The organism is Candidatus Rokuibacteriota bacterium (assembly GCA_016188005.1).
In the GTDB taxonomy this organism is placed as follows: Bacteria; Methylomirabilota; Methylomirabilia; order Rokubacteriales; family CSP1-6; genus UBA12499.
The window spans coordinates 41,164-60,096 of sequence record JACPIQ010000004.1 but is presented as its reverse complement, the minus strand read 5'-3'; the positions used below and the strand labels follow the sequence as shown (position 1 = coordinate 60,096).

At 70.7% G+C, this 18,933-nt stretch carries 20 protein-coding genes, 1 tRNA gene and 2 pseudogenes; 3 read left to right on the top strand and 20 right to left on the bottom strand.

Annotated elements, in window-relative coordinates:
* Positions 1–127: 127 nt before the first annotated feature.
* The 3 genes and pseudogenes from HYV93_00715 to HYV93_00705 all read right to left on the bottom strand — a co-directional run bounded on the left by HYV93_00715 (position 128) and on the right by HYV93_00705 (position 983).
* Entirely contained in the window at positions 128–370 is a 243-nt protein-coding gene (locus HYV93_00715; protein MBI2524480.1) for an addiction module protein, read from the bottom strand.
* A 92-nt stretch (positions 371–462) separates the two neighbouring features.
* A pseudogene (locus tag HYV93_00710) lies at positions 463–725 on the bottom strand (hypothetical protein).
* Positions 712–983: pseudogene (locus tag HYV93_00705) on the bottom strand (BrnT family toxin). The pseudogenes HYV93_00710 and HYV93_00705 overlap by 14 nt, the downstream one beginning before the upstream one ends.
* A 126-nt stretch (positions 984–1,109) precedes the next feature.
* Between HYV93_00705 and HYV93_00700 the strand changes: the two are divergent.
* The gene (locus HYV93_00700; protein MBI2524479.1) at positions 1,110–1,328 is read left to right on the top strand and encodes a hypothetical protein; all 219 of its coding nucleotides are present in this window, start codon (positions 1,110–1,112) and stop codon (positions 1,326–1,328) included.
* Positions 1,325–1,594, top strand: a complete 270-nt coding sequence (locus HYV93_00695) for a hypothetical protein (GenBank protein ID MBI2524478.1) — start codon at positions 1,325–1,327, stop codon at positions 1,592–1,594. Before HYV93_00700 ends, HYV93_00695 begins: the two co-directional genes overlap by 4 nt.
* A 113-nt stretch (positions 1,595–1,707) precedes the next feature.
* Here the strand turns inward: HYV93_00695 and HYV93_00690 are convergent, their stop codons facing one another.
* From HYV93_00690 to HYV93_00620, 15 genes are all read right to left on the bottom strand, one after another.
* The gene (locus tag HYV93_00690; GenBank protein ID MBI2524477.1) at positions 1,708–2,535 is read right to left on the bottom strand and encodes an FRG domain-containing protein; all 828 of its coding nucleotides are present in this window, start codon (positions 2,533–2,535) and stop codon (positions 1,708–1,710) included.
* A gap of 333 nt (positions 2,536–2,868) precedes the next feature.
* The gene (lspA, locus tag HYV93_00685) at positions 2,869–3,357 is read right to left on the bottom strand and encodes a signal peptidase II (protein ID MBI2524476.1); all 489 of its coding nucleotides are present in this window, start codon (positions 3,355–3,357) and stop codon (positions 2,869–2,871) included.
* Positions 3,354–6,203 carry an isoleucine--tRNA ligase gene (gene ileS, locus HYV93_00680; GenBank protein MBI2524475.1) on the bottom strand — a complete coding sequence of 950 codons (2,850 nt, stop codon included), beginning with the start codon at positions 6,201–6,203 and terminating at the stop codon, positions 3,354–3,356. Before ileS ends, lspA begins: the two co-directional genes overlap by 4 nt.
* Positions 6,204–6,267: 64 nt before the next feature.
* A complete protein-coding gene (locus HYV93_00675) occupies positions 6,268–6,867 on the bottom strand; it encodes a clan AA aspartic protease (GenBank protein ID MBI2524474.1) in 600 nt (199 codons plus the stop codon).
* Between the two features lie 23 nt (positions 6,868–6,890).
* Positions 6,891–7,505 (bottom strand): aspartyl protease family protein, encoded by a 615-nt coding sequence (locus HYV93_00670; GenBank protein MBI2524473.1) that lies wholly within the window; start codon positions 7,503–7,505, stop codon positions 6,891–6,893.
* A gap of 45 nt (positions 7,506–7,550) precedes the next feature.
* Positions 7,551–9,071 (bottom strand): hypothetical protein, encoded by a 1,521-nt coding sequence (locus tag HYV93_00665; GenBank protein ID MBI2524472.1) that lies wholly within the window; start codon positions 9,069–9,071, stop codon positions 7,551–7,553.
* Positions 9,068–10,744, bottom strand: a complete 1,677-nt coding sequence (locus HYV93_00660; protein ID MBI2524471.1) for a DUF2723 domain-containing protein — start codon at positions 10,742–10,744, stop codon at positions 9,068–9,070. The genes HYV93_00665 and HYV93_00660 overlap by 4 nt, the downstream gene beginning before the upstream one ends.
* Positions 10,741–11,697, bottom strand: a complete 957-nt coding sequence (locus HYV93_00655) for an ROK family protein (protein ID MBI2524470.1) — start codon at positions 11,695–11,697, stop codon at positions 10,741–10,743. The genes HYV93_00660 and HYV93_00655 overlap by 4 nt, the downstream gene beginning before the upstream one ends.
* 27 nt (positions 11,698–11,724) lie before the next feature.
* Positions 11,725–11,913 carry a twin-arginine translocase TatA/TatE family subunit gene (gene tatA, locus HYV93_00650; protein ID MBI2524469.1) on the bottom strand — a complete coding sequence of 63 codons (189 nt, stop codon included), beginning with the start codon at positions 11,911–11,913 and terminating at the stop codon, positions 11,725–11,727.
* Positions 11,914–12,009: 96 nt separating this feature from the next.
* Positions 12,010–13,911, bottom strand: a complete 1,902-nt coding sequence (gene selB / locus HYV93_00645) for a selenocysteine-specific translation elongation factor (protein MBI2524468.1) — start codon at positions 13,909–13,911, stop codon at positions 12,010–12,012.
* Positions 13,912–15,333 (bottom strand): L-seryl-tRNA(Sec) selenium transferase, encoded by a 1,422-nt coding sequence (locus HYV93_00640; GenBank protein MBI2524467.1) that lies wholly within the window; start codon positions 15,331–15,333, stop codon positions 13,912–13,914. It lies immediately after the preceding gene.
* Positions 15,317–15,604, bottom strand: coding sequence for a hypothetical protein (locus HYV93_00635; protein ID MBI2524466.1), 288 nt, complete (start codon positions 15,602–15,604; stop codon positions 15,317–15,319). The genes HYV93_00640 and HYV93_00635 overlap by 17 nt, the downstream gene beginning before the upstream one ends.
* A 5-nt stretch (positions 15,605–15,609) precedes the next feature.
* Entirely contained in the window at positions 15,610–16,113 is a 504-nt protein-coding gene (locus tag HYV93_00630) for a hypothetical protein (protein MBI2524465.1), read from the bottom strand.
* A gap of 9 nt (positions 16,114–16,122) precedes the next feature.
* Entirely contained in the window at positions 16,123–16,689 is a 567-nt protein-coding gene (locus HYV93_00625) for a DUF3105 domain-containing protein (protein MBI2524464.1), read from the bottom strand.
* Positions 16,690–16,714: 25 nt separating this feature from the next.
* Positions 16,715–16,812 (bottom strand) — tRNA-Sec (locus tag HYV93_00620).
* Between the two features lie 155 nt (positions 16,813–16,967).
* Here HYV93_00620 and HYV93_00615 point away from each other — a divergent pair.
* Positions 16,968–17,252: a hypothetical protein gene (locus HYV93_00615; GenBank protein MBI2524463.1), complete on the top strand. Its 285-nt coding sequence runs from the start codon at positions 16,968–16,970 to the stop codon at positions 17,250–17,252.
* Between the two features lie 26 nt (positions 17,253–17,278).
* Here the strand turns inward: HYV93_00615 and HYV93_00610 are convergent, their stop codons facing one another.
* Both HYV93_00610 and HYV93_00605 read right to left on the bottom strand, forming a co-directional pair.
* Positions 17,279–18,355 (bottom strand): tyrosine-type recombinase/integrase, encoded by a 1,077-nt coding sequence (locus tag HYV93_00610; GenBank protein MBI2524462.1) that lies wholly within the window; start codon positions 18,353–18,355, stop codon positions 17,279–17,281.
* Positions 18,345–18,878 (bottom strand): helix-turn-helix domain-containing protein, encoded by a 534-nt coding sequence (locus tag HYV93_00605; protein ID MBI2524461.1) that lies wholly within the window; start codon positions 18,876–18,878, stop codon positions 18,345–18,347. The genes HYV93_00610 and HYV93_00605 overlap by 11 nt, the downstream gene beginning before the upstream one ends.
* Positions 18,879–18,933 lie beyond the last annotated feature (55 nt).

The window sequence follows — 18,933 nt, the reverse complement described above, 5'->3', positions numbered from 1 at the left end:
AACGACGCTGGACACTCGGAGTTCTCTACGCACACCACGAACCTGACCGTCGGACGACGACGTGGCTTACGAGGTCTTGTCGACATAGCGCTTGCGCTTCATCTCCTTCCTCCCGATGCCGGGCGCCTCATGCCGGTGCACTTCCGCCCGGCGGATCGTCCCGCTCCGCAGGCGGACCAGGGCGATCCCCTTCACTCCTTTCCGGACTTGAGCTGCCCAGGCGACGCTCCGCCTCCTCAAGCCACAGTTGGTCAGCACCCGCATCTGCTTCCTGATCGAGGCTGGAGAGGAGGCGTTGCACGAGGCGGCCGCGGTCCCGGCGCGAGAGCTTCAGGGCACTCGATTCGAGTCCGCGCGCTGGGTCAGCCATATACCCGAACGGTATCACAAGGGCGGGTGACTGCATCCACCGACCTCCCCGGACTGCACCCGGTCGAACTGGCGATGCGGCCCAACGCACCGTTAACCGGCGCGCCGCTCGCAGCGCGGCCGGGTTGAACGGGGAGTTGGGCGAGCGGAGGGCTTGCGATCACGAAGCAGTCCGCGGAGCGCCCTATTGACGGCGCGATCATTTGGAAACGCCTTGGCAACCTCGGATCGAGGACGACCACATTCGTGGCTTCAATGACCCGCTGTACGTACTTGCCGCGAGCCGGCGTCCCAAAGTCGGAGCGCTTGTACTCGGGTCGCAGATCCTCAACCACCCTTCGGCTAGCTTTCTTCATAGATGTTCCTTTCGCTTGGTGTCGCTGGGCGCGCACTGATGATCCTGATTGTATCGCCACGGTCGGTGTGAGCGACGGCCAGAAGGCGGCCCCGGTTGAGATGCCGAAGGTGACGAACCGTTCTTCGTCGAAAGAACGGTCGGGGTCTGCGCCGGTTGCTGACAGGGCGTCGCGGAACACCGTTGCCGCTTCTTCGAACGAGACGCCGTGTCCGACAAGGTTCTCCGCCGCCTTGCGGGGATTCCATTCGAAGCGCAATCACGCCTCCCTTGACTTGACCCGGCGCCCAACGCCGGCGCTCAGCGGCCGGGGTGAGCAACGCGAGCCCCGGGCCGGTGCACTGCGGGGTTGGGCCGCGCCGCCGAGCACTGTATACTGCGTCTGATGACCCGAGCGCTGGACGCTGCCATCGCCAAACTCGCAACGCTCCCGGCCGACGAACAGGACCGGATCGCCCAGTGGCTGCTCGACGAGCTCCGGGACGACGAACACTGGGCGCGCCAGTTCGCGAGCTCACAGGACGCTCTGAGCAAGCTCGCCGCCGAGGCCCGGGTTGAGCGCTCAGCCGGCCGAGCGACGGAACTCGACCCCGACAAGCTGTGAGATCTCGCGCGACGCCGCGCTTCTGGGCGGCGTATGGCGAGCTGCCACCTGAGATCAGGGGACTCGCTCGGAAGGCCTATCGGCTGTTCCGCGAGGACGCCCGACATCCAAGCCTCCACTTCAAGAAGGTTCACGACCGCGACCCCATTTACTCGGTCCGCGTGACCCTCGGATACCGTGCCGTCGGGCTTCTGGAGGATGAGGAGATCACGTGGTTCTGGATCGGCACGCACGCCCAGTATGACCGCCTCCTTGAGCACCTGTAGCTCCGCCCTTGCCGGCCCAACGCCCACGTTGACCGGCCGCGGCGAGCGAACGCGAGCCAGCGGTCCGGTCGAACGTGTCGTCAGACGGCCTTGACTGAGTAGCCCGACGAACGTTACGCGGTATCAGTGGCAATTCGCACTCCTAGACTCCCAGCAAGACCGTCGAGTCCCGGAAAAAGGCTGACCCGGGATATGTTCATGCGCTTCAGGTCGGACAGCGCGCCAAGCAAGAATGCCTCAGTCACGCAAATCTCGAACTTGTGAACGTAGCCAGGGGCTTCGTGCCGATCCGCTGAGCCGAAGAGGTTGTGCATGAATGACTTCGTGACGTCAAGCGGAACTAGGAACACGCCTTGCTGAACCGCCAGTCGCTCGTCGAGAAAGAAGGGATTGTCTGGCATCACTGCGCATACTTGATTCTCAAGCACCTTGGTCTGAATTGCGGGCGTCTTGCCTCTTGTCGGATCGAGCTCAATCGCTCCAATGAGATGACCGGGCAGCCGCTGCTTCGCGCGATCCCAACACCACGCTTGGTCGATCGCCCAGATGGCGCAGCGATCGCCAAGGCCGGCGCGCTCGACCGCGAAGAAGGCCGCGACGTAGAACGAGTAGCTGAAGTCGAGTAATCGAGTTGGCGCACCGTGATGCTGCATCAGCGCCAGCCAGCGGAAGATGTCATCGTCGTGGGGTGTCTCTGTGTTGTAGCGATGGGCATGGCGCTTGAATTCAGCCACCAGCCAACGTTCGACGAAAGGCGTATCCTCGAGTGGACGATGGAAGCGCGTCAATGCGCGCTCAAGGCTTGAGCGAAGGCCCCACTGTGAGTCTCGTTGCCCTCGATATACCCATCGGTGTCCGGAATCGCACGTCATCGCCTCGTAGGCATCGCGCAAGGTGGTCCAGTCAGAGACGAGGCCGGGAGGCTTCGGTCGTTCCTCCATGATCCGCTCACTCTCCCCGATTTCGGATGGGCCGGCTAACCTGATATCACTGGAACTGCGTTACGAGGGGAAGATCGGTCTATGTAACACGAGGCGCCACGGCTGACGTCGGGGTTGGCGGCCCTGAGTTCCTGCGAGGTTCGCGAGGACAGCCACTCCCCGCGGGCCGTGTTCTCCCGCGTGGCCCCGCGGTGTATCATCTGCGCCCCCGCGGCTTCCGGGGCGGCGCGGTTGGTGCGGTCGGCCCGAGCGATCGTGAAGACGTCATGCGGGCCGCCCCCTTCCGTCCGTGGCGGATCAACCATAGCGGCAACAACACACTTGACTACCCCGTCAGCGGGGCGCGCGGTCGGACGGGGCGGTGGGCGTGAGCATCATGCGGAGCGCGAGGAGGGCCACGCCCACCGTGATGGCCGAGTCCGCCACGTTGAAGGCCGGCCAGTGGTAGCCGCGCCAGTAGAAGTCCAGGAAGTCCACCACGGCGCCGAAGCGGACCCGGTCGATGAGGTTCCCGGCCGCGCCGCCGAAGACGAGGCCGAGCGACAGCGCCGTCCAGACGCCGCCCGTGGGCAGGAGGCGGGCGGCGATCACGGAGAGGATCGCGAGCGCGACGAGCGAGAGCATCCCGGCGATCCACCGCCAGCCGTCGGGGGCGCTGGACAGCATGCCGAAGGCCAGCCCCGGGTTCATGACGAGCGTGAGGGAGAAGAGGCCCTCCAGCACCGGCACCGGCACGCCGGGCGCCAGGCGCCACAGGGCCACCGCCTTGGTGAGCTGGTCGAGCACCAGGATCACCCCGGCGAGCCAGCAGACGAGCTTCATGTCATGAGCGAGCGGACGACGGGGGCGCAGCGCTCGCAGAGGGTCGGGTGGGCGGCGTCCTCGCCGACATGCCCCGTCCACATCCAGCAGCGCTCGCACTTCCTCCAGCCGAGCCCCTGGGCCGCCACCACCGTCAGCAGGAGCCCGGGGATGTCCTGGCTCTCGTGGGCGAGCCCGGCGCCGGCGGGCGGCCCCTGCTTGACCTTGACGCCGGAGACGTTGAAGAGCGCCGCGAGGAGCCCTTCGCCCTTGCTCTCCAGCAGCGGCAGCCACTGCTCCTCCGGCGCGGTGACGACGTACACGACGGCGTCGAGGCCCTTGCCGATACGGCCGGCCTTGCGCGCCCCCTCGAGGGCGCGGGAGACCTCGCCGCGCACCTCCAGCAGCCGGTCCCAGTCGGCGGCGAGCTGCTCGTCGAGCCACTCGCCCCGCTCCTCGGGAAACAGCGTCAGGTGCACGCTCGAGGGCTTGCCGCTGCCGGGGATATGCGACCAGACCTCGTCCGCCGTGAAGGTGAGGATGGGCGCCAGCAGCCGGGTCAGGGCCGTCAGCACCTCGAAGCAGACGGTCTGGGCCGCGCGGCGCCGCGGGTCGTCGGGGGCGGAGACGTAGAGACGGTCCTTGATGATGTCGAGGTAGAGCGCCGAGAGCTCCACGGCGCAGAAGTTGTGGGCGGCATGGAACACCACGTGGAACTCGTAGGCGTCGTACGCCTTGCGCACCCGCGCGATGAGCTCGCCGAGCCTCAGCAGGGCCCAGCGGTCCAGCTCGTCCATCCGGGCATAGGAGATGCGGTCGCGGTCCGGGTCGAAATCGGCCAGCGCCCCCAGCAGGAAGCGGCAGGTGTTGCGCACCCGGCGGTAGGCCTCCGCCAGCCGGGTCAGGATCTCGTCCGAGAGGCGGATATCCTCCGTGTAGTCCTCGGCGGCGACCCAGAGCCGGAGCACCTCGGCCCCGTACTTCGGGAGCAGCTCCTCGGGCGTCACGTAGTTGCCCTGCGACTTGGACATCTTCCGGCCCTCGCCGTCCACCACGAAGCCGTGAGTGAGGACGGAGCGATAGGGCGGCCTGTCGCGGGTGCCGACGGCCTCCAGGAGGGAGGAGTGGAACCAGCCCCGGTGCTGGTCCGAGCCCTCGAGATACATGTCGGCCGGCCAGCGCAGGTCGGGCCGCGTCTCGAGCACCGCCGCGTGGCTGCAGCCGGAGTCGAACCACACATCCAGGATGTCCGTCTCCTTGCGGAAGGCCGCCCCGCCGCAGGCGCCGCAGACGGTGCCCGCCGGCAAGAGATCCACCGCCTCGCGCGCGTGCCACTCGTCGGCGCCCCGGCCGGCTCTCATGATGGCCGCCACGTGCTCGACGAGGCGCTCCTCCAGCAGGAGGCCGCCGCACCGCTCGCAGTAGAAGGCGACGATCGGCACGCCCCAGACGCGCTGGCGGGAGATCACCCACTCGGGGCGGTGGGCCACCATGTTGAAGATGCGCTCCTCGCCCCAGGGCGGAATCCACCGGACGTCGCGCCGGATGGCCTCGAGCGTCTTCTGGCGGAGCCCCGTCTTGTCGAGCGCGATGAACCACTGCTCCGTGGCGAGGAAGAGGGTGGGGTTCTTGCAGCGCCAGCAGTGCGGATAGGTGTGCTCGAACTCGACCGACGCCACGAGTGCGCCCGCCCGCCGCAGGTGCTCGATGATCCGGGGGTTGGCCTCCCACACCGTGAGTCCGCCGAAATGCGCGACTTCGGGCGTGAAGCGCCCGTCGTCGTCCACGGGGTTGTAGACCTGGAGGCCCGCCTTGCGCCCCAGCTCGTAGTCCTCCTCGCCGTGGCCGGGGGCGATGTGGACGAGCCCCGTGCCGGCATCCATGGCGACGAAGTCGGCGGGGATCACGGGCACCTCTCGCTCGATCCACGGGTGGCGGGCCAGCGTGCCCTCGAGCGCCTCGCCGGTGAGTGACAGGGGCGCGGCCTGGGCGCGGCCGCGGACTCCGTCGAGCCAGCCCACGGGCTCGGCCAGGGCCTGCGCCACGATGAGCCACTCCCCGTCCACCTCGATGGCCGTGTAGGTCTCGCCGGGGTGGATGGCGATGGCGAGGTTGGCCGGGAGCGTCCAGGGCGTCGTGGTCCAGATGACGAGCGACGCGGCCCGGCCCCCGAGCGCCCGCGCCAGGGCCGGGCTCGGCGCCTTCACGGGGAACTTGACGTATACCGACGGGGTGGTCTGGCCCTCGTACTCGACCTCGGCCTGGGCCAGCGCCGTCTTGCAGTGCATGCACCAGTGCACGGGCTTGAGCCCCTTGTAGACCATCCCGCGCCCCACGAAGCGCCCGAACTCGCGGACGATGGTGGCCTGGTAGGCCGGCTCCATCGTGATGTAGGGATGCTTCCAGTCGCCGAACACCCCCAGGCGGCGGAACTCGTCCCGCTGGATGTCGATGAACTTGGCGGCGTACTCGCGGCAACGGCGGATCTTCTCCACGGGATCCATGGCGCGGCGCACGTCCAGCGAGGCCGTGTCGAGCCCCAGCTCCTTGTCCACCTGGTGCTCGATGGGCAGGCCGTGGCAGTCCCAGCCGGGGACGTACACCGCGTTCTGCCCGAGCATGGTGCGGGACTTGACGATGAAGTCCTTCAGGATCTTGTTGAGCGCCGTGCCCATGTGGATGTGGCCGTTGGCGTAGGGCGGGCCGTCGTGGAGTATCCACAGGGGCCGCCGCGCGGAAGCCTGGCGGATCCGGCCATAGATGTCGGCGGCCTCCCATCGCTCGAGCATCTCCGGCTCGAGCTTCGGCAGGTTGGCCTTCATGGGGAAGGCGGTCTTCGGCAGGTTGAGCGTGCTCTTGTAGTCCATAGAGGCTGAAACGTAACACCGGTGTGGGTTTAGGGTCAAGAAACCCCCGCCGGCGGCTGGAAGGCTACCGGGGCGTCAGCGTGACGATCCCCGCCGCATTGTCGATGTTGACCGTGAACCGGTCGAGGAAGTCTCGCCCGAGGAGTCCGTCGCCCTGCCCCAGCTCCGAGTCGTGGGAGACCACGCGGATCGGGCCTGCCCGTGCCCCCGAGACCTCGATGCTGTCCAGCAGGACGAAGAGGGCGTCGGCGACGCCCGTCACGCCCTTGATGGAGCCGCGGAGCGCGCTCCGGCTGCTGACGCCGAGCTGCTCGAGCACCCGCGGGCTGATGGTCGTCACGGAGGCGCCCGTGTCGAGCATGAGCTGCGCGCTTCCCGCATTGTTGATCCACGCGCTCACCCAGATCGGCTGCCCCGGGGTGAAGCGGATCTGCGCGGCGCCGGCGGGCGCGGCGGGCGAGGCCGGGCTGGACTCGGGCGGCAGCGCCGGCAGGCTGAGCCGGCGGGCGGCGGCGCGATATCGCTCGGGCACGCTGTCGAGCCCCTGGCCGTAATGCGCCTGGCCGCGCTCGTCGGTCCAGCGGTACGTCTGGGCCCCTGCGGCGGGCGCCAAGCCGGCGAGGACGATGAGCCAGGCCAGCGCCGCGAGCATGGGCGGCCTCATGGCGCCGTGATCATACCGCGTCGCTATCGCTCGCTCAGGATGACGACGCGCTCCTGCCTGTCGAGCGTGACCGTGAAGCGGTCCAGGAAGTCCCGGCCGAGGAGACCGTCACCCTGCGGCATGGAGGCGTCGTGGGCCAGCACCCACAGCGGCCCGGCCTTGGCCATTCCCACCTCGACGCTCTCGAGCCGCACCGTGAGCGCTCTGGAGGTGCCGGTCACGCCCCTGACCTCGGCGGGCCGCGCCCCCGTCATGTCCACCCCGAGCGCCCACAGCGCGCGCGGCCTGATCACCGTCATCGAGGCCCCGGTGTCCAGGATGAGCCGGACGCTGCGGCCACCGTTGATGCGGACGTCCACCAGCACCGGGCTGCCAGGCACGAACGGGATACGCGTAGTGCGGCGGGCGGCCGGCGCCAGGGGCGATGGCGGCTCGGCCCGGGGCGGCGGCGGCGACTCCGGGTAGCCCAGGAACTTGGCCCCGGGCCGGTGGCGCTCGGGCACGCTCTCGAGCCCCTGGGTGAAGTGCACCTCGCCGTGCTCATTGGTCCAGCGGTAGAGCTGGGCGCCAGCAGGCGGCGCACCGGTGGTGCACAGGACGAGCGTGAGCGTCAACGTGAGAAGAGCTCGACGGGTCACCCGGCACCCCCTGCATCCGGCGGCACGTGCACGCCGATCATACCCTCATGCCGGCTCGCCCGCCAGCCTCCCGCACGGGCGGGGAGCCGCGTCCCAGCGGTTCCAGGGCGTCCCGTAGACCACCATCTCGTCGGCTCCGGCCACCGTGTTGTGCTCGAGCCTCACCCGGTGGAGCGGAGCGAAGTCCGCCGTCATGGCGGAGATCCGCGGGAACCAGGCGGGGAAGATGACGAGGTAGTCGGGACAGGCGCGCGCCAGGTAGCGCAGCACCCCGCTCTCGCCCTCCCGGCGGTAGGGGATGATGGCGGGCGTCACGAGTCCCATGACATCGACGACCTCGCGCCGGGAGATGAAGGCGATGGCGCCCACGTCGTTGAGCCCGAGGCGTGCCCCGCGCGGGGTGTGGTCGGCGACCCAGCGGCCGATCTCCACCTGCATGGCATTGATGTTCTGGACGGCCCAGCCGTAGCGCGAGGCCGCCGGCCAGAGCGCCCAGAGCGAGGCGCCGACCAGCAGGATCGCCACGGCGGCGCGCGCCGGAGCGAGGAACCGGCCGCGCAGGAGCGTGACCCCGGACACGGCGACGCCGACGGCCAGCGGCAGGAGGTGGATCGAGTAGCGGCCTTCCTGGAACGCCGGCCCGCGGTACGGGGCCAGGAGCGCCATGCCGACGGGGTGAAGCAGGAGGACGAGGGCAGGGAGCGCCGCCGTGCGCCCGTGGCGCCGCCAGAGGACCCAGAGCCCGGGAAGCAAGAACAGCGGGAGCAGGACATTCACCGACACGAGCCAGCGGACCCACTCGGCGAGGAAGCGCCAGGGCCGCCCCAGGAGCGCCGTCGCCAGGGGCTCCCGAACGCCTGCGAGAAAGCCGATGAGCCCCCCCTCGATCTTCGCGGAGGCCGTGGCGGGCAACGGCATACCCGTGGTCACCAGGTTGAAGGCAACCCAGGGCGCGAGCATGAGCCCCGCCGTCACCCCGAAGACCAGGTTCCGCCGGGCCGAGAACCCGCCCGCCCCCCACACCAGTGGCAGCACGAGCGCCGACTCGGGACGAGCCAGGACGGCCAGGGCCAGGAGAGCCACTGCGGCGCCGTCCCGGCCCGCCGAGTGAGCGAGAAGTCCCCCCGTGACGAGCAGCGCCGCCAGGGAGACCTCCATCCCGGACAAGGCACCCCATGCCAGCGGGCCGGTGAGGCCGGCCAGCACCCCCGCCAGGAGCCCCAGCCCGTCGCGCCCGGTCCAGCGCCGCACCAGCGCACAGGTCAGGAGCGCGGTGAGGAACATCGCCGCCACGCCCAGGAACTTCGCGAGGAGGGGCACGCTGCCGGTCAGCGCGAAGGCGCCGCCCAGCAGGAGCGTCCAGAGGGGCGCGGTGGAGCCCGGCACCTGGACGCCGGGGTTGTAGACGAAGCCGTGCCCCTCGGCCAGGTTCCGCGCGAAGTGGAGGTGAATCCAGGAATCGTCCAGGGGAAAGCCGCTTCCCCCGGCGAGCTGACGCTCTCTCAGGAGGAAGACGCCGAGGGCAAGGGCCAGCGCCAGCGCCATCCAGAGCCAGCGGCGGATCACTTGCGGCCGGGGATGAACGTGTAGCCGGCGTGCTCCACGGGCTTCCGGCCCAGGGGGAGCACGTACAGGAAGCGCCCATAGGGCAGCGAGATCTCCACGAGCCCCCTCGGCCGGGGCCGCGAAGGATCCCAGTGATCCACGAACCAGACGAGCTGCTTGATCCGGCGGGGGACGGCGATGGTCGTGCCGGGCGAGAGGATCATGGTCGCCGAGGACTGCGGCGCGTAGAAGCCGAGAGGCTCCCCGCCCAGGGAGACCTGGTAGATCTCGTACTCCGGCATATAGAACATCGCGTGTCGCAGCCACGGGTAGGAGCGCGGGTTCCCCAGCTCCGTCAGGAGCGCGGTGTCCGAGGGGTCATAGACGGCGCGGATCGTCTCCACGTAGGTCCGGATCACCGCCTCGTGCTCGCGCAGCGCCGCCGCCGTGCGGCTCATGATCCAGTCGTGGGCCTCGTCGCGGGCGCGCCACATCCAGGCCTCCCCGGTGCGGTGCTCGAAGGCACGCGGGACGGGCCGGGCGCTGACGAAGAAGCCCGTGTTGATGAGCAGGAGCGGGGCCAGCGCCAGCAGCGCCAGGGCCAGGCGCCACTGAGGCCGCCTGAGGCGCTCCGACCAGGCCGCGACGCACTCGTCCAGCACGCGGCTCAAGAGCACCACGAGCGCGGGCAGGAAGGTGAGCACGTAGCCGGCCTGGCCGAAGTGCACCAGCGTGTAGAAGGCGGCCGGAGGCGCCACCCACGCCAGGAGGAACCACTCCCGCGCGTGCCAGCCGCAGCGGCGCGCGTAGTAGGGCAGCGCGAGGACGGCGAGGCCCAGGGGCCCCAGGGCCACCGCCACCGACTCCAGGACGTGGCGCGTCTGTCTGAGCGTGGTGTCCAGGTCGCCGCCCAGGACGGAGGTGGCGAGCACCACCGAGCCGTAGAGCTGGGCGGAGGCGGCGAGGTAGGCGCGCCACCCGCCGGAGAGCCACACCAGCGGGAGCAGCCACGCCAGCACGGTCCCGGTCAGGACGGCCCCGGCCGCGAGGAGCCGGCGCGCCGAGCGGACGCCGACGAGCGCACAGCCGGCCCAGAGCGGGAAGAGGAGCACGAGCACCGACTGGCGCATCCCACCCACCAGGCCCAGCACGAGCGCCCCGGCATAGAGGCACAGCGGGCGACCGGAGAGGGCGCGGTAGGCGAGGAGCGCCACGAGGGAGGCGCCGAAAGCCTCGCCCGCGTAGGTGAGGCCCACGGAGCCGTAGAACCAGAAGAGCGGGCTGCCCGCCAGCAGGGCGGCCGCGGCCGTGGCCGTGAAGCGATCGTACAGCGTCCGGGCGAGCCAGTAGACCGTGAACGTCGTCGCCGCGCTGAAGAGCATGGCGAGCGCCACATAGGCCTGGGTGGCATCCCCGAGCGTGGCGTTGGCGAGCCGGCCCAGCCCGACGTAGAGGAGATAGCCCGGCGGGTGGGGCTGGTGCTTGGCGATGTCGAACTCCCGGAGCGCCAGCGCGAACTGGACCGCGTCCCAGTTGTAGAGCATCCGCGCGCGGTACGGCCAGCGCGAGAGGAGGGTGGCCAGCGCCAGCCCGAGCGCCAGCCCCAGGTCGCCGTGCCGGCCCCAGGCCCCGGCCGTGGCAGTCCAGGAAGCGTCGAGGCGCCGCGCAAGCGCCGCCCGCAGGCGGCGGATCACCCCTGCACCCAGACGCGGTCGGCGGCTCCGAAGATCCCCGCCGAGTCGCCGAGTCCCGCCCGCACCACACGCAGGTCCCGAGACATGACGGTCGTCCGGGCCCGCACCTGCCGGGCGAGGGACTCGGCCAGCGCGGGCACCGCGGTCATGACGCCCCCGCCGAGGACGAGCAGCTCCGGGTTCAGCAGCGTGACGTAGTTGGCGAGCGCCATGCCGAGGTAGTGCTCGGCGTCCTGCCAGAGCTCGCTCGCGAAGGGATCGCCCGCCGCGGCGGCCCGCGCCACCAGCGCCGCGGTGAGCCGGGACGGATCGCGCCCGGTCTCCTCGGCCAGGGACGTCGCCGTCCCGCCCGCCAGTGCCGACTGGAGTCGCCGCGCGAAGCCCGAGCCCGAGGCGTAGGCCTCCACGCAGCCCCGCTGGCCGCAGGGGCAGGGCAGGCCATCCATCACGACCTGCGTGTGGCCGATCTCCCCCGCGGCGTTGGTGAACCCGCGCAGGAGGAGACCATCCATCACGGCGCCCGAGCCCACGCCGGTGCCGACGAAGACCGCGATCAGGCTCTGCACGCCACGGCCCGCGCCGAAGCGGTATTCCCCCCAGGCGGCGGCGCGCACGTCGTTCTCCACGTAGGTCGGCAGGCCGAAGGCGGACTCGATCTCGTCGCGCACCGGCACCTCCCGCCACTCGAGGTTGGGCGCGTAGACGACGGCGTGGGTCTTGGGGTGGATCATGCCCGCGGCGGCGATGCCGATGCCCGTCACGCGGGAGCGGTCGGTGGAATCCAGCAGCTGGGCGATGACGCGCTTGAGGTTGGCGAGAACGCCGGCCGGGCCCTTCCAGGCCTCCGTCTGTGTCTCGATGCGGCCGGCGAGCTGACCGGTTTCCGAGAGGAGCCCGCCACGCAGTTTGCTCCCGCCGAGGTCAATTCCGACGACGTAGCGGTCGGCGGGCACGAGCGGCGGCGCGAGGCTGGGGGGGGGTCAGGCCTTCTTCTCGTCGTCCTTCTTGGCCGCCGAGCTGCCGTCGTCCTTGATCTCGGCGACGCCCTTCTTGAACTCCTTCACGCTCGACCCCAGGGAGCGCGCCAGATCCGGCAGCCGCTGCGCCCCGAAGAGGATGAGGACAATCACGAGTATGATCAGCAGCTCTTGATACCCCAGACCGAACATGGCAGGACTCCTTTTTTTCCTCTTGCCGAGGCGCCCTTACCCTACGCTGGGCGCAGGGGGTTGTCAACGAGACGGGGCGCCGGGGGGCCCCGCGCGCTACCCGCCGCGGAGGACGCGGCGCTCGCCCTGGCGCACCGTCACCCGCTGCGCGTCGAAGTACTCCATGAGCGGGATGGCGTACTTCCGGCTCACGCCCAGGAGGTCCTTCATGTCGGCTGGTCCGATTTCCCGGTGCGCCCTGAGGTGCGCCACGAGCTTTGCCTGGATCTCCTGGAGCGCCGCGGCGTGGAAGTAGAGCGACTCCTTGACGCGTACGAGCCGCCCATCCGCCACGAGGAGCTGGAAGAGCTCGTGCTTCTCCGTCCCCTTGACGCCGGAGCGTCCGAGCGCCTCCTCGGGGCTCGGGGGCGCGGGACCGGCGCGGCGGAACTCGGCCTCGACGCCTTCCACGACCCGCTGCTGCTCGGAGCTGAGCCGGATCGCGTGCGAGGCCAGCCGCACCTGATCGCGCTCGCTGCGCACCACCCCTTCCCCCTCCAGCGCCGTGAGGAGCTGGGCGAACACCCGCTCCTGCGCATTCCCCGCCCGGCTCCGCAGCTCCTCCCGCGAGATGCCCCCGCGCAGCGGGTTCTCCCGGTGGAAGGCCTCGAGGAGGCCGAGCGTCTCCGAGCGCAGCCGGTCGCCGGCGTCCCGCTGGATGTACCACTCACGGTCCACCGCCAGGAGGGCGCCGGACCCCTGGAGCTCGGCGAGGCTCGCCCGCAGGCGGTCGGGACCGAAGGGCGTCCGGGCGCGCAGGTCGGCGAGATGGAGCCCCGCGGCGCCGGCCTGCTTGAGATGCTCCTCGATCACCTGGGCGGGCGTCCCCGTCTCCAGCAGCTCGAGGTGGGCCAGCAGCGCGGGGGCCTTCCGCTTGAAGCGGGGCGGCGCCACGTCGAGCAGCGTGCCGCCGCCGATCGTCACGATGGGCGAGTAGCTGCGGATCACGTAGCGGTCTCCTGGCAGGGCGACGACCGGCTTCTCGAGCCGGAAGCGGCCGTAGGCGGTGCGCCCCTGCGCGAGGTCGGGCTGCCCCACGAGGAGCACGCGCGCCATCACCTCCTGGGTCCCCACGTGGAAGCGGACGCGATCGCGCGTCCTGAGCGGGCGCGGCGCGTCCTCCAGGAGCTCGAGCGTCGCGTCCAGGAGGAGCGCCGGCAGGAGCGCTCCGGGCGGCGCCAGCACATCCCCGCGCTCGATGGCGGCGCGCTCCACGCCCTGCAGGTTCACGGCCGTGCGCTGTCCCGCCTCCGCCCGCTCGACGGCATGCCCATGCACCTGGAGCCCACGCACCCGGGACGAGAGCCCCCGCGGGTACACCTCGACGCGCTCGTCCACCGCGAGACGGCCGGCCGTGAGCGTGCCCGTCACCACCGTGCCGAACCCCCGGACGGTGAAGACGCGGTCGATGGGCAGCCGCGCCGTCTGGTCGGTGCCTTTCGGCGGGACCTCCCGCGCCAGCGCCACGAGGGCCGCACGCAGCGCGGCGAGGCCCTCGCCCGTCTTGGACGACACCGGCACGATGGGGCAGCCCCGGAGGAAGGTGCCCTCGAGGAGCCGGGCCACGTCGTCGCGCACCAGCTCGACCCAGTCGGGCTCCGCCATGTCGGTCTTCGTGAGCGCCACGAGCCCGGTCTTGATGTGCAGGAGGGAGCAGATGGCCAGGTGCTCGCGGGTCTGGGGCATCACGCCCTCGTCGGCGGCGATGACCAGCAGCGCGAGGTCGATGCCACCCACCCCGGCGAGCATGTTCTTGACGAAGCGCTCGTGGCCGGGGACGTCCACGATCTCGATGGTGAGCCCGTCGGGCTCCTCGAGGAAGGCGAAGCCCAGGTCGATGGTGATGCCGCGGGCCTTCTCCTCGGGGAGGCGGTCGGTGTCCGTGCCCGTCAGCGCCTTGACGAGCGAGGTCTTGCCGTGGTCGATGTGCCCCGCGGTCCCGACGACGACGTGCTTCATCTACAAGGAGGAAACGGCACGGGCCAGCGCGGGGATGTCCGCCGGCAGGACGGTGCGGCAGTCCAGCAGCAGCCGGTCGTCCAGCAGCCGCCCGAGCACGGGCGGCCGCGCCGCGCGAAGGGCCTCGTCGAGCGCTCGGGCCGGGCGGGCGGCCGTGCCCAGCGCCAGCGCCGCCGTCGGCAGCTCCACCGTCGGCAGGGCCCCCCCGCCCACCTGGGAACGCGCCTCGACGACCTCGGCGCCGAGGGCCCGCTGCACCTCGGCGGGGAGGCGGCGGAGGAGCCCCCGGGCCCGCCGGCGGATCGCGGCCAAGGGCTCGGTCAGCATGCGAAGGGTGGGGATCGTCGCCAGCGCCGTGCCCGCCTCGTAGGCGTAGAGCGTCGCCTCCAGCGCCGCGATCGTGAACTTGTCGATGCGGAGCGCGCGGTTCACCGGGTTCTGGGCGAGCCGGTCGATGAGATCGGCGCGCCCAACCAGGATCCCCGCCTGGGGCCCGCCGAGGAGCTTGTCCCCGGAGAAGGAGACCAGGTCCACGCCGGAGGCGACCACCTCGGGCACCGTGGGCTCCCAGGGGAACCCGTGGGGCCTCAGGTCAACCAGGCACCCCGAGCCCAGGTCCTCCATGACGGGGATGCCGCGGGCGCGGCCCAGCTCCACCAGCTCCCGCGACGACACGGCGGCGGTGAAGCCCACCACCCGGTAGTTGGAGGTGTGCACCTTCAGGATGAGGCCCGTCTCCGGGCCCATTGCATTGACATAGTCCTTGAGGTGGGTGCGGTTCGTCGTGCCCACCTCCCGCAGCACGGCCCCGGAGCGGCGCATGATGTCGGGGATGCGGAACTCGCCGCCGATCTCGATGAGCTCGCCACGGGAGACGATCACCTCCTTGCCGCGCGCCAGGCTCTCCAGCGCGAGGAGCACCGCCGCGGCGTTGTTGTTGACGACGAGCGAGGCCTCCGCGCCCGTGAGCCGGCGCAGCAGCCCCGCCACGTGGGCATAGCGCGAGCCGCGCTCCTTCGTGGCGATGTCCATCTCGAGATTGGAGTAGGCGGCGGCCACGCCCAGGAGCCGCTCCTGGGCCAGCGGCGACAGGAGCGCGCGCCCCAGGTTGGTGTGGAGCACGACGCCCGTGGCGTTGATCAGCGGGGCGAGCGAGAAGGCGCCTGCCCGCGTGAGCTCGGCGACCACGCGACGGCCGATCTCGAGCGCGTCGGCGGTCTCCCCCGGGGCCTCCCCCGCCCCGAGCAGCCGCCGCCGCTCCCGGGCCAGCGCCTCACGCACCGCCTCCGTCACGCGCCGGCGCGGGATACCGCGGATGGCGTGCTCCGACCCGAGCGCCCCGAGGATGGCGTCCACCGACGGGAGTCTCCGGAGCGCCTCCCTGAGGCGGGGGCCGCTCTTCCCCTCATCCTCCCGCGGCAAGGCCAGTCTCCACGCGCTCCTTCACCCGGGCGATCACCTCGTTCGCCTCCCGGCGGAGCGCCTCCACCCCGACGTTCCCCGCCGGCGTCCGCTGCAGGCGCCGGACGGCCTCCTCGGTGAGTCCCGCCCAGAGCTCGTCCAGGTCCCTCGGCGAGAAGCCCTGCCCCTTGAGCGCCGTCGTCCACTCGCGTGCCAGCTCGTGGACCAGGCGATCCCGCTGCAGCGCCAGGCGACGCGCGCGCCGGATCAGCTCGGGCAGCCGGGGCGGCACGGCGGCTACTCCTTCACCAGCCGCCGGACCACGTCCACCAGGTTCGCTTCCCAGCGCCCCGTGGAGGCGCACTGGTAGACCGGCTCGGAGCGGAGCCTGCCCGAGTCGCCGCGGCGGTGGGCCTGAGTGCGCATCTTGGCGTTGACCTGGACATCGGTGGCGCTCCTGCCGTTGGACTGCACGAACACCGTGAAGGTCACGAGGGCCTCGCCCTCCAGCGCCACCGCCCCCAGCCGGCCGCAGTCGGCGAAGACCCCGATGGGGGAGACGATGTCGTCGGAGGAGATGACGCCCGAGTCCTTGGCCACGGTGCGCAGCGGCACGTTGTCCACGGCCAGCGCGCGGATCAGCGCCTTCCACGTCGCGTCGTACGGGGCCTCCACCTCGTCGCGATAGGGCGGGGGCAGGATGGGCGAGATGAAGGGACGCGCGCACGCCCCGAGGGCGATCACGCCGAGCGCGGCCAGGGCCAGGGCCGCCAGAGGCGAGGGACGAGCGGGCCCCCACATGGCGCCATTCTACCCCCGGTGGTGATCAATCCCGCGATACGCCTTGATGAAACGGTGGATGCGCGCCGCGTCGAAGTCCTCGAAGGCGTCGATCCGCCTCCACGCCGTCAGCGCGATGCGGGTCTTCAGGCCCGGGTAGGGCGCGAGAATCACCTTGTCGGGGTACTGCGAGACGACGGCGCTGAGCTTCTCCACCAGCTCCGGGCACCCCTGCGGGCAGCTGTACTGGACCATGACGCCGCCATCCTCGAGGTTGTGCACCTGGAGCTCCTTCGCGACGGGCTCGGTGTGGACGCCCCACGGCGCGAGGTAGGGCAGGTGCGGGCCCGAGGTCGGCGGATCGGAGTTGTAGGGCACGTGGGGCTCGCTCCCTGTCTGGATGTGGAGATTGCCTTGATCCGGCATCTCCACGCCCGGGCGATTGGCCCCCGCCTCGTAGCCGAAGTACCCCACGCCCGCCGCCACGATCACGGCTGCCGCGATGCCGATGATCCAGCGCCGCTGCCGCCGCCCGGCGCTCGAGACCTGACGGGGCCGATCGTCGAGGCGCTTCGTGTCCTTTGCCCCCTTTGCCATGCGCGTGCTCCCCTCGGAGTCGATGTGGCGGAAGCGTGTGGGAGTCGAACCCACCTCCGACTTGTCTAGAGCCGGACACCGGATTTGAAGTCCGGGGCGTGCACCGGCGCCGCAAACGCTTCCGTGAGGCTAACTGCCTGCCAAATCAGCAAAGTGAGTGTACCACCACCGGCCGACGGGGAACGAAACTGTAACTTATCTGGCCCAAATTGTAACTTATCCTGGTGACAGGGGCACTGGAGCCAACCATGAATTTGGAGCTACAGGGAGCAGACACCGTGAACCTCAAGGAGCACGTGCGCATCAGGATCCGCGAGGCGGGCAAGCCGAAGGTCAGTTCCGAGCGCAGGGTCGGGGACCACTTCGAGCGTAAGACGGGCAGATGGCTGCGGATCGACTGGCTGATCGATTGGGCGAACGACTGGTACTCGAAGCGGATCACGGACCCTGAGACCGGGGAAGAGGTCTATAGGCAGGAGCACCGGCTGAGCGAGCACCGCGGCAGAGGTTCAGCGCGAACTCGTGCCGCCCGCGCGCCCGCCGACACGAACGCGGGCACCTAACAGGAGGGGGGGGGCGAGGCTGAATGTTACGACCTCATCTGGCCCACGTGTGGGCCTAGCGCCGCGAGCTTCGCCCCGGCCTCGCGGAGATCGCTCTCGCTCACGATCGCGTAGCGGCGGTACACCGACTCGGTCTTGTGCCCGGTCATCTTCATGGCGACGGACCGCGAGACCCCGGCGCGCTCCAGGTTCCGGACCGCGGTGCGCCGGAGGTCATGGAGGAAGCGGCCGGGCACGCCCGCGTTCGTGCATGCCGTCTGCCACGACTTCGCCATCGTCTTGACCGGCTGGCCCTTCCGGTGGAAAACCCACGGGATGATCCGGCCCTGCGAGCGCTCGCACCGCCGCGTGAAGTCCAGCCGCCGCTCGAGCACAGTGCGCAGGGCCGGCGTGATCGGGAACGAGCGCCCGTCGCGGTTCTTCGTGGTCCCCGGCTCGAGACGGATCAACCCGCCAGCCCAGTCCACCTGGGCCCAGGTCAGCGGATAGACCTCGGACCTGCTCCGCCAGCCGGTGTGGTAGCAGAACCGGGCGATGTCGGCCTCCACCTCGCCCAGGCGGCCGCAGACGGCGGCGAACTGCTCGGGCTCGAAGAACCCGGTGCGCACGTTGTCCTCGCGCAGCGCCGGAATCGACGGGGCCACGAGGAGCAACCCCTGGCGCACGGCCAGGCTGAAGGCGCGGCGCAAGGCCGCGAGCTCGCGGTTGATGGTCGCCGGCGAAGCCTTCTCGTTCAGTCGACGGTCCGCGTACCGAGGAATGTCGGCGCCCGTGACGCTCGCCGCGGAGTGCCCACGGAAGTAATGGAGCAGGTGCCGCCGGGAGAGGTCCACGCGGTCGATGCTGCGCCGGCCATTGGCGCGGTACTCCGTCATGAGGTTGTCGAGCAGCGTCTCGATGAAGAGGCGGCGAGGGTCGGGCAGGACGGGCATGCCTCGGTCCCTGTGGGCGACCTGCTCGCGGAGCATCGTGGCCGCGACGGCGCGATCCGCGGTCCCGGAGGAACGGAAGTGGGCCTTGCCGGTGGCGTCGGTCCACTTGATCCACCAGACGCGGCTCCGGCGGTAGAGATGCCCCGACCCTTTTCTCGCTCTACGGGTCATCCGCGACGCCTCCTGAAGCAATGCTGCGAGGCCTGTCTACCACCGCCTCCGAAGCCTGTAAACGAGAATCAATCCGGGCCGGCGCACCGGATTGATTATCCGTTGCCCCCTCCTCCAGCCCCGCTGGATCAAGCACTTGCGCACGGGGTGTCACCGATCTGTCACCAAACTGTCGCCCGCGAGAGGGGAACGGCGCGAGACGGGCACGCGGTGTCGATCCGGGACGGGGCCCGCGCGGCGGCGGCGTCCGAATCGCCTCAGGCAGATCGCTGCCAGGCGGGCTCCTGTGGGCCGCGATGAACGCGTCGAGGTCCCGGACGTCGAAGCGCCACTTCCCCGCAAACCGCACCACGGGGATCTGGCCTCCCACGACCAGCCGCCGCACAGCCCAGCGGCTCCCGAGCCCGAGGTAGGTGGCCGCATCGTCCGGGCTGAGGAGACGCCGCGCGGCCGGCCTGGCCCGGTCATCACCTCGATCCTCCTCGTGCTGCTGACCGCGGGCCTGCCCTCGAATCGCGCGCATGCCAACGGGGACCGGCAAGGCCCGTGCCGGCGGCCGGGAGCGAGGCGGGTACGCT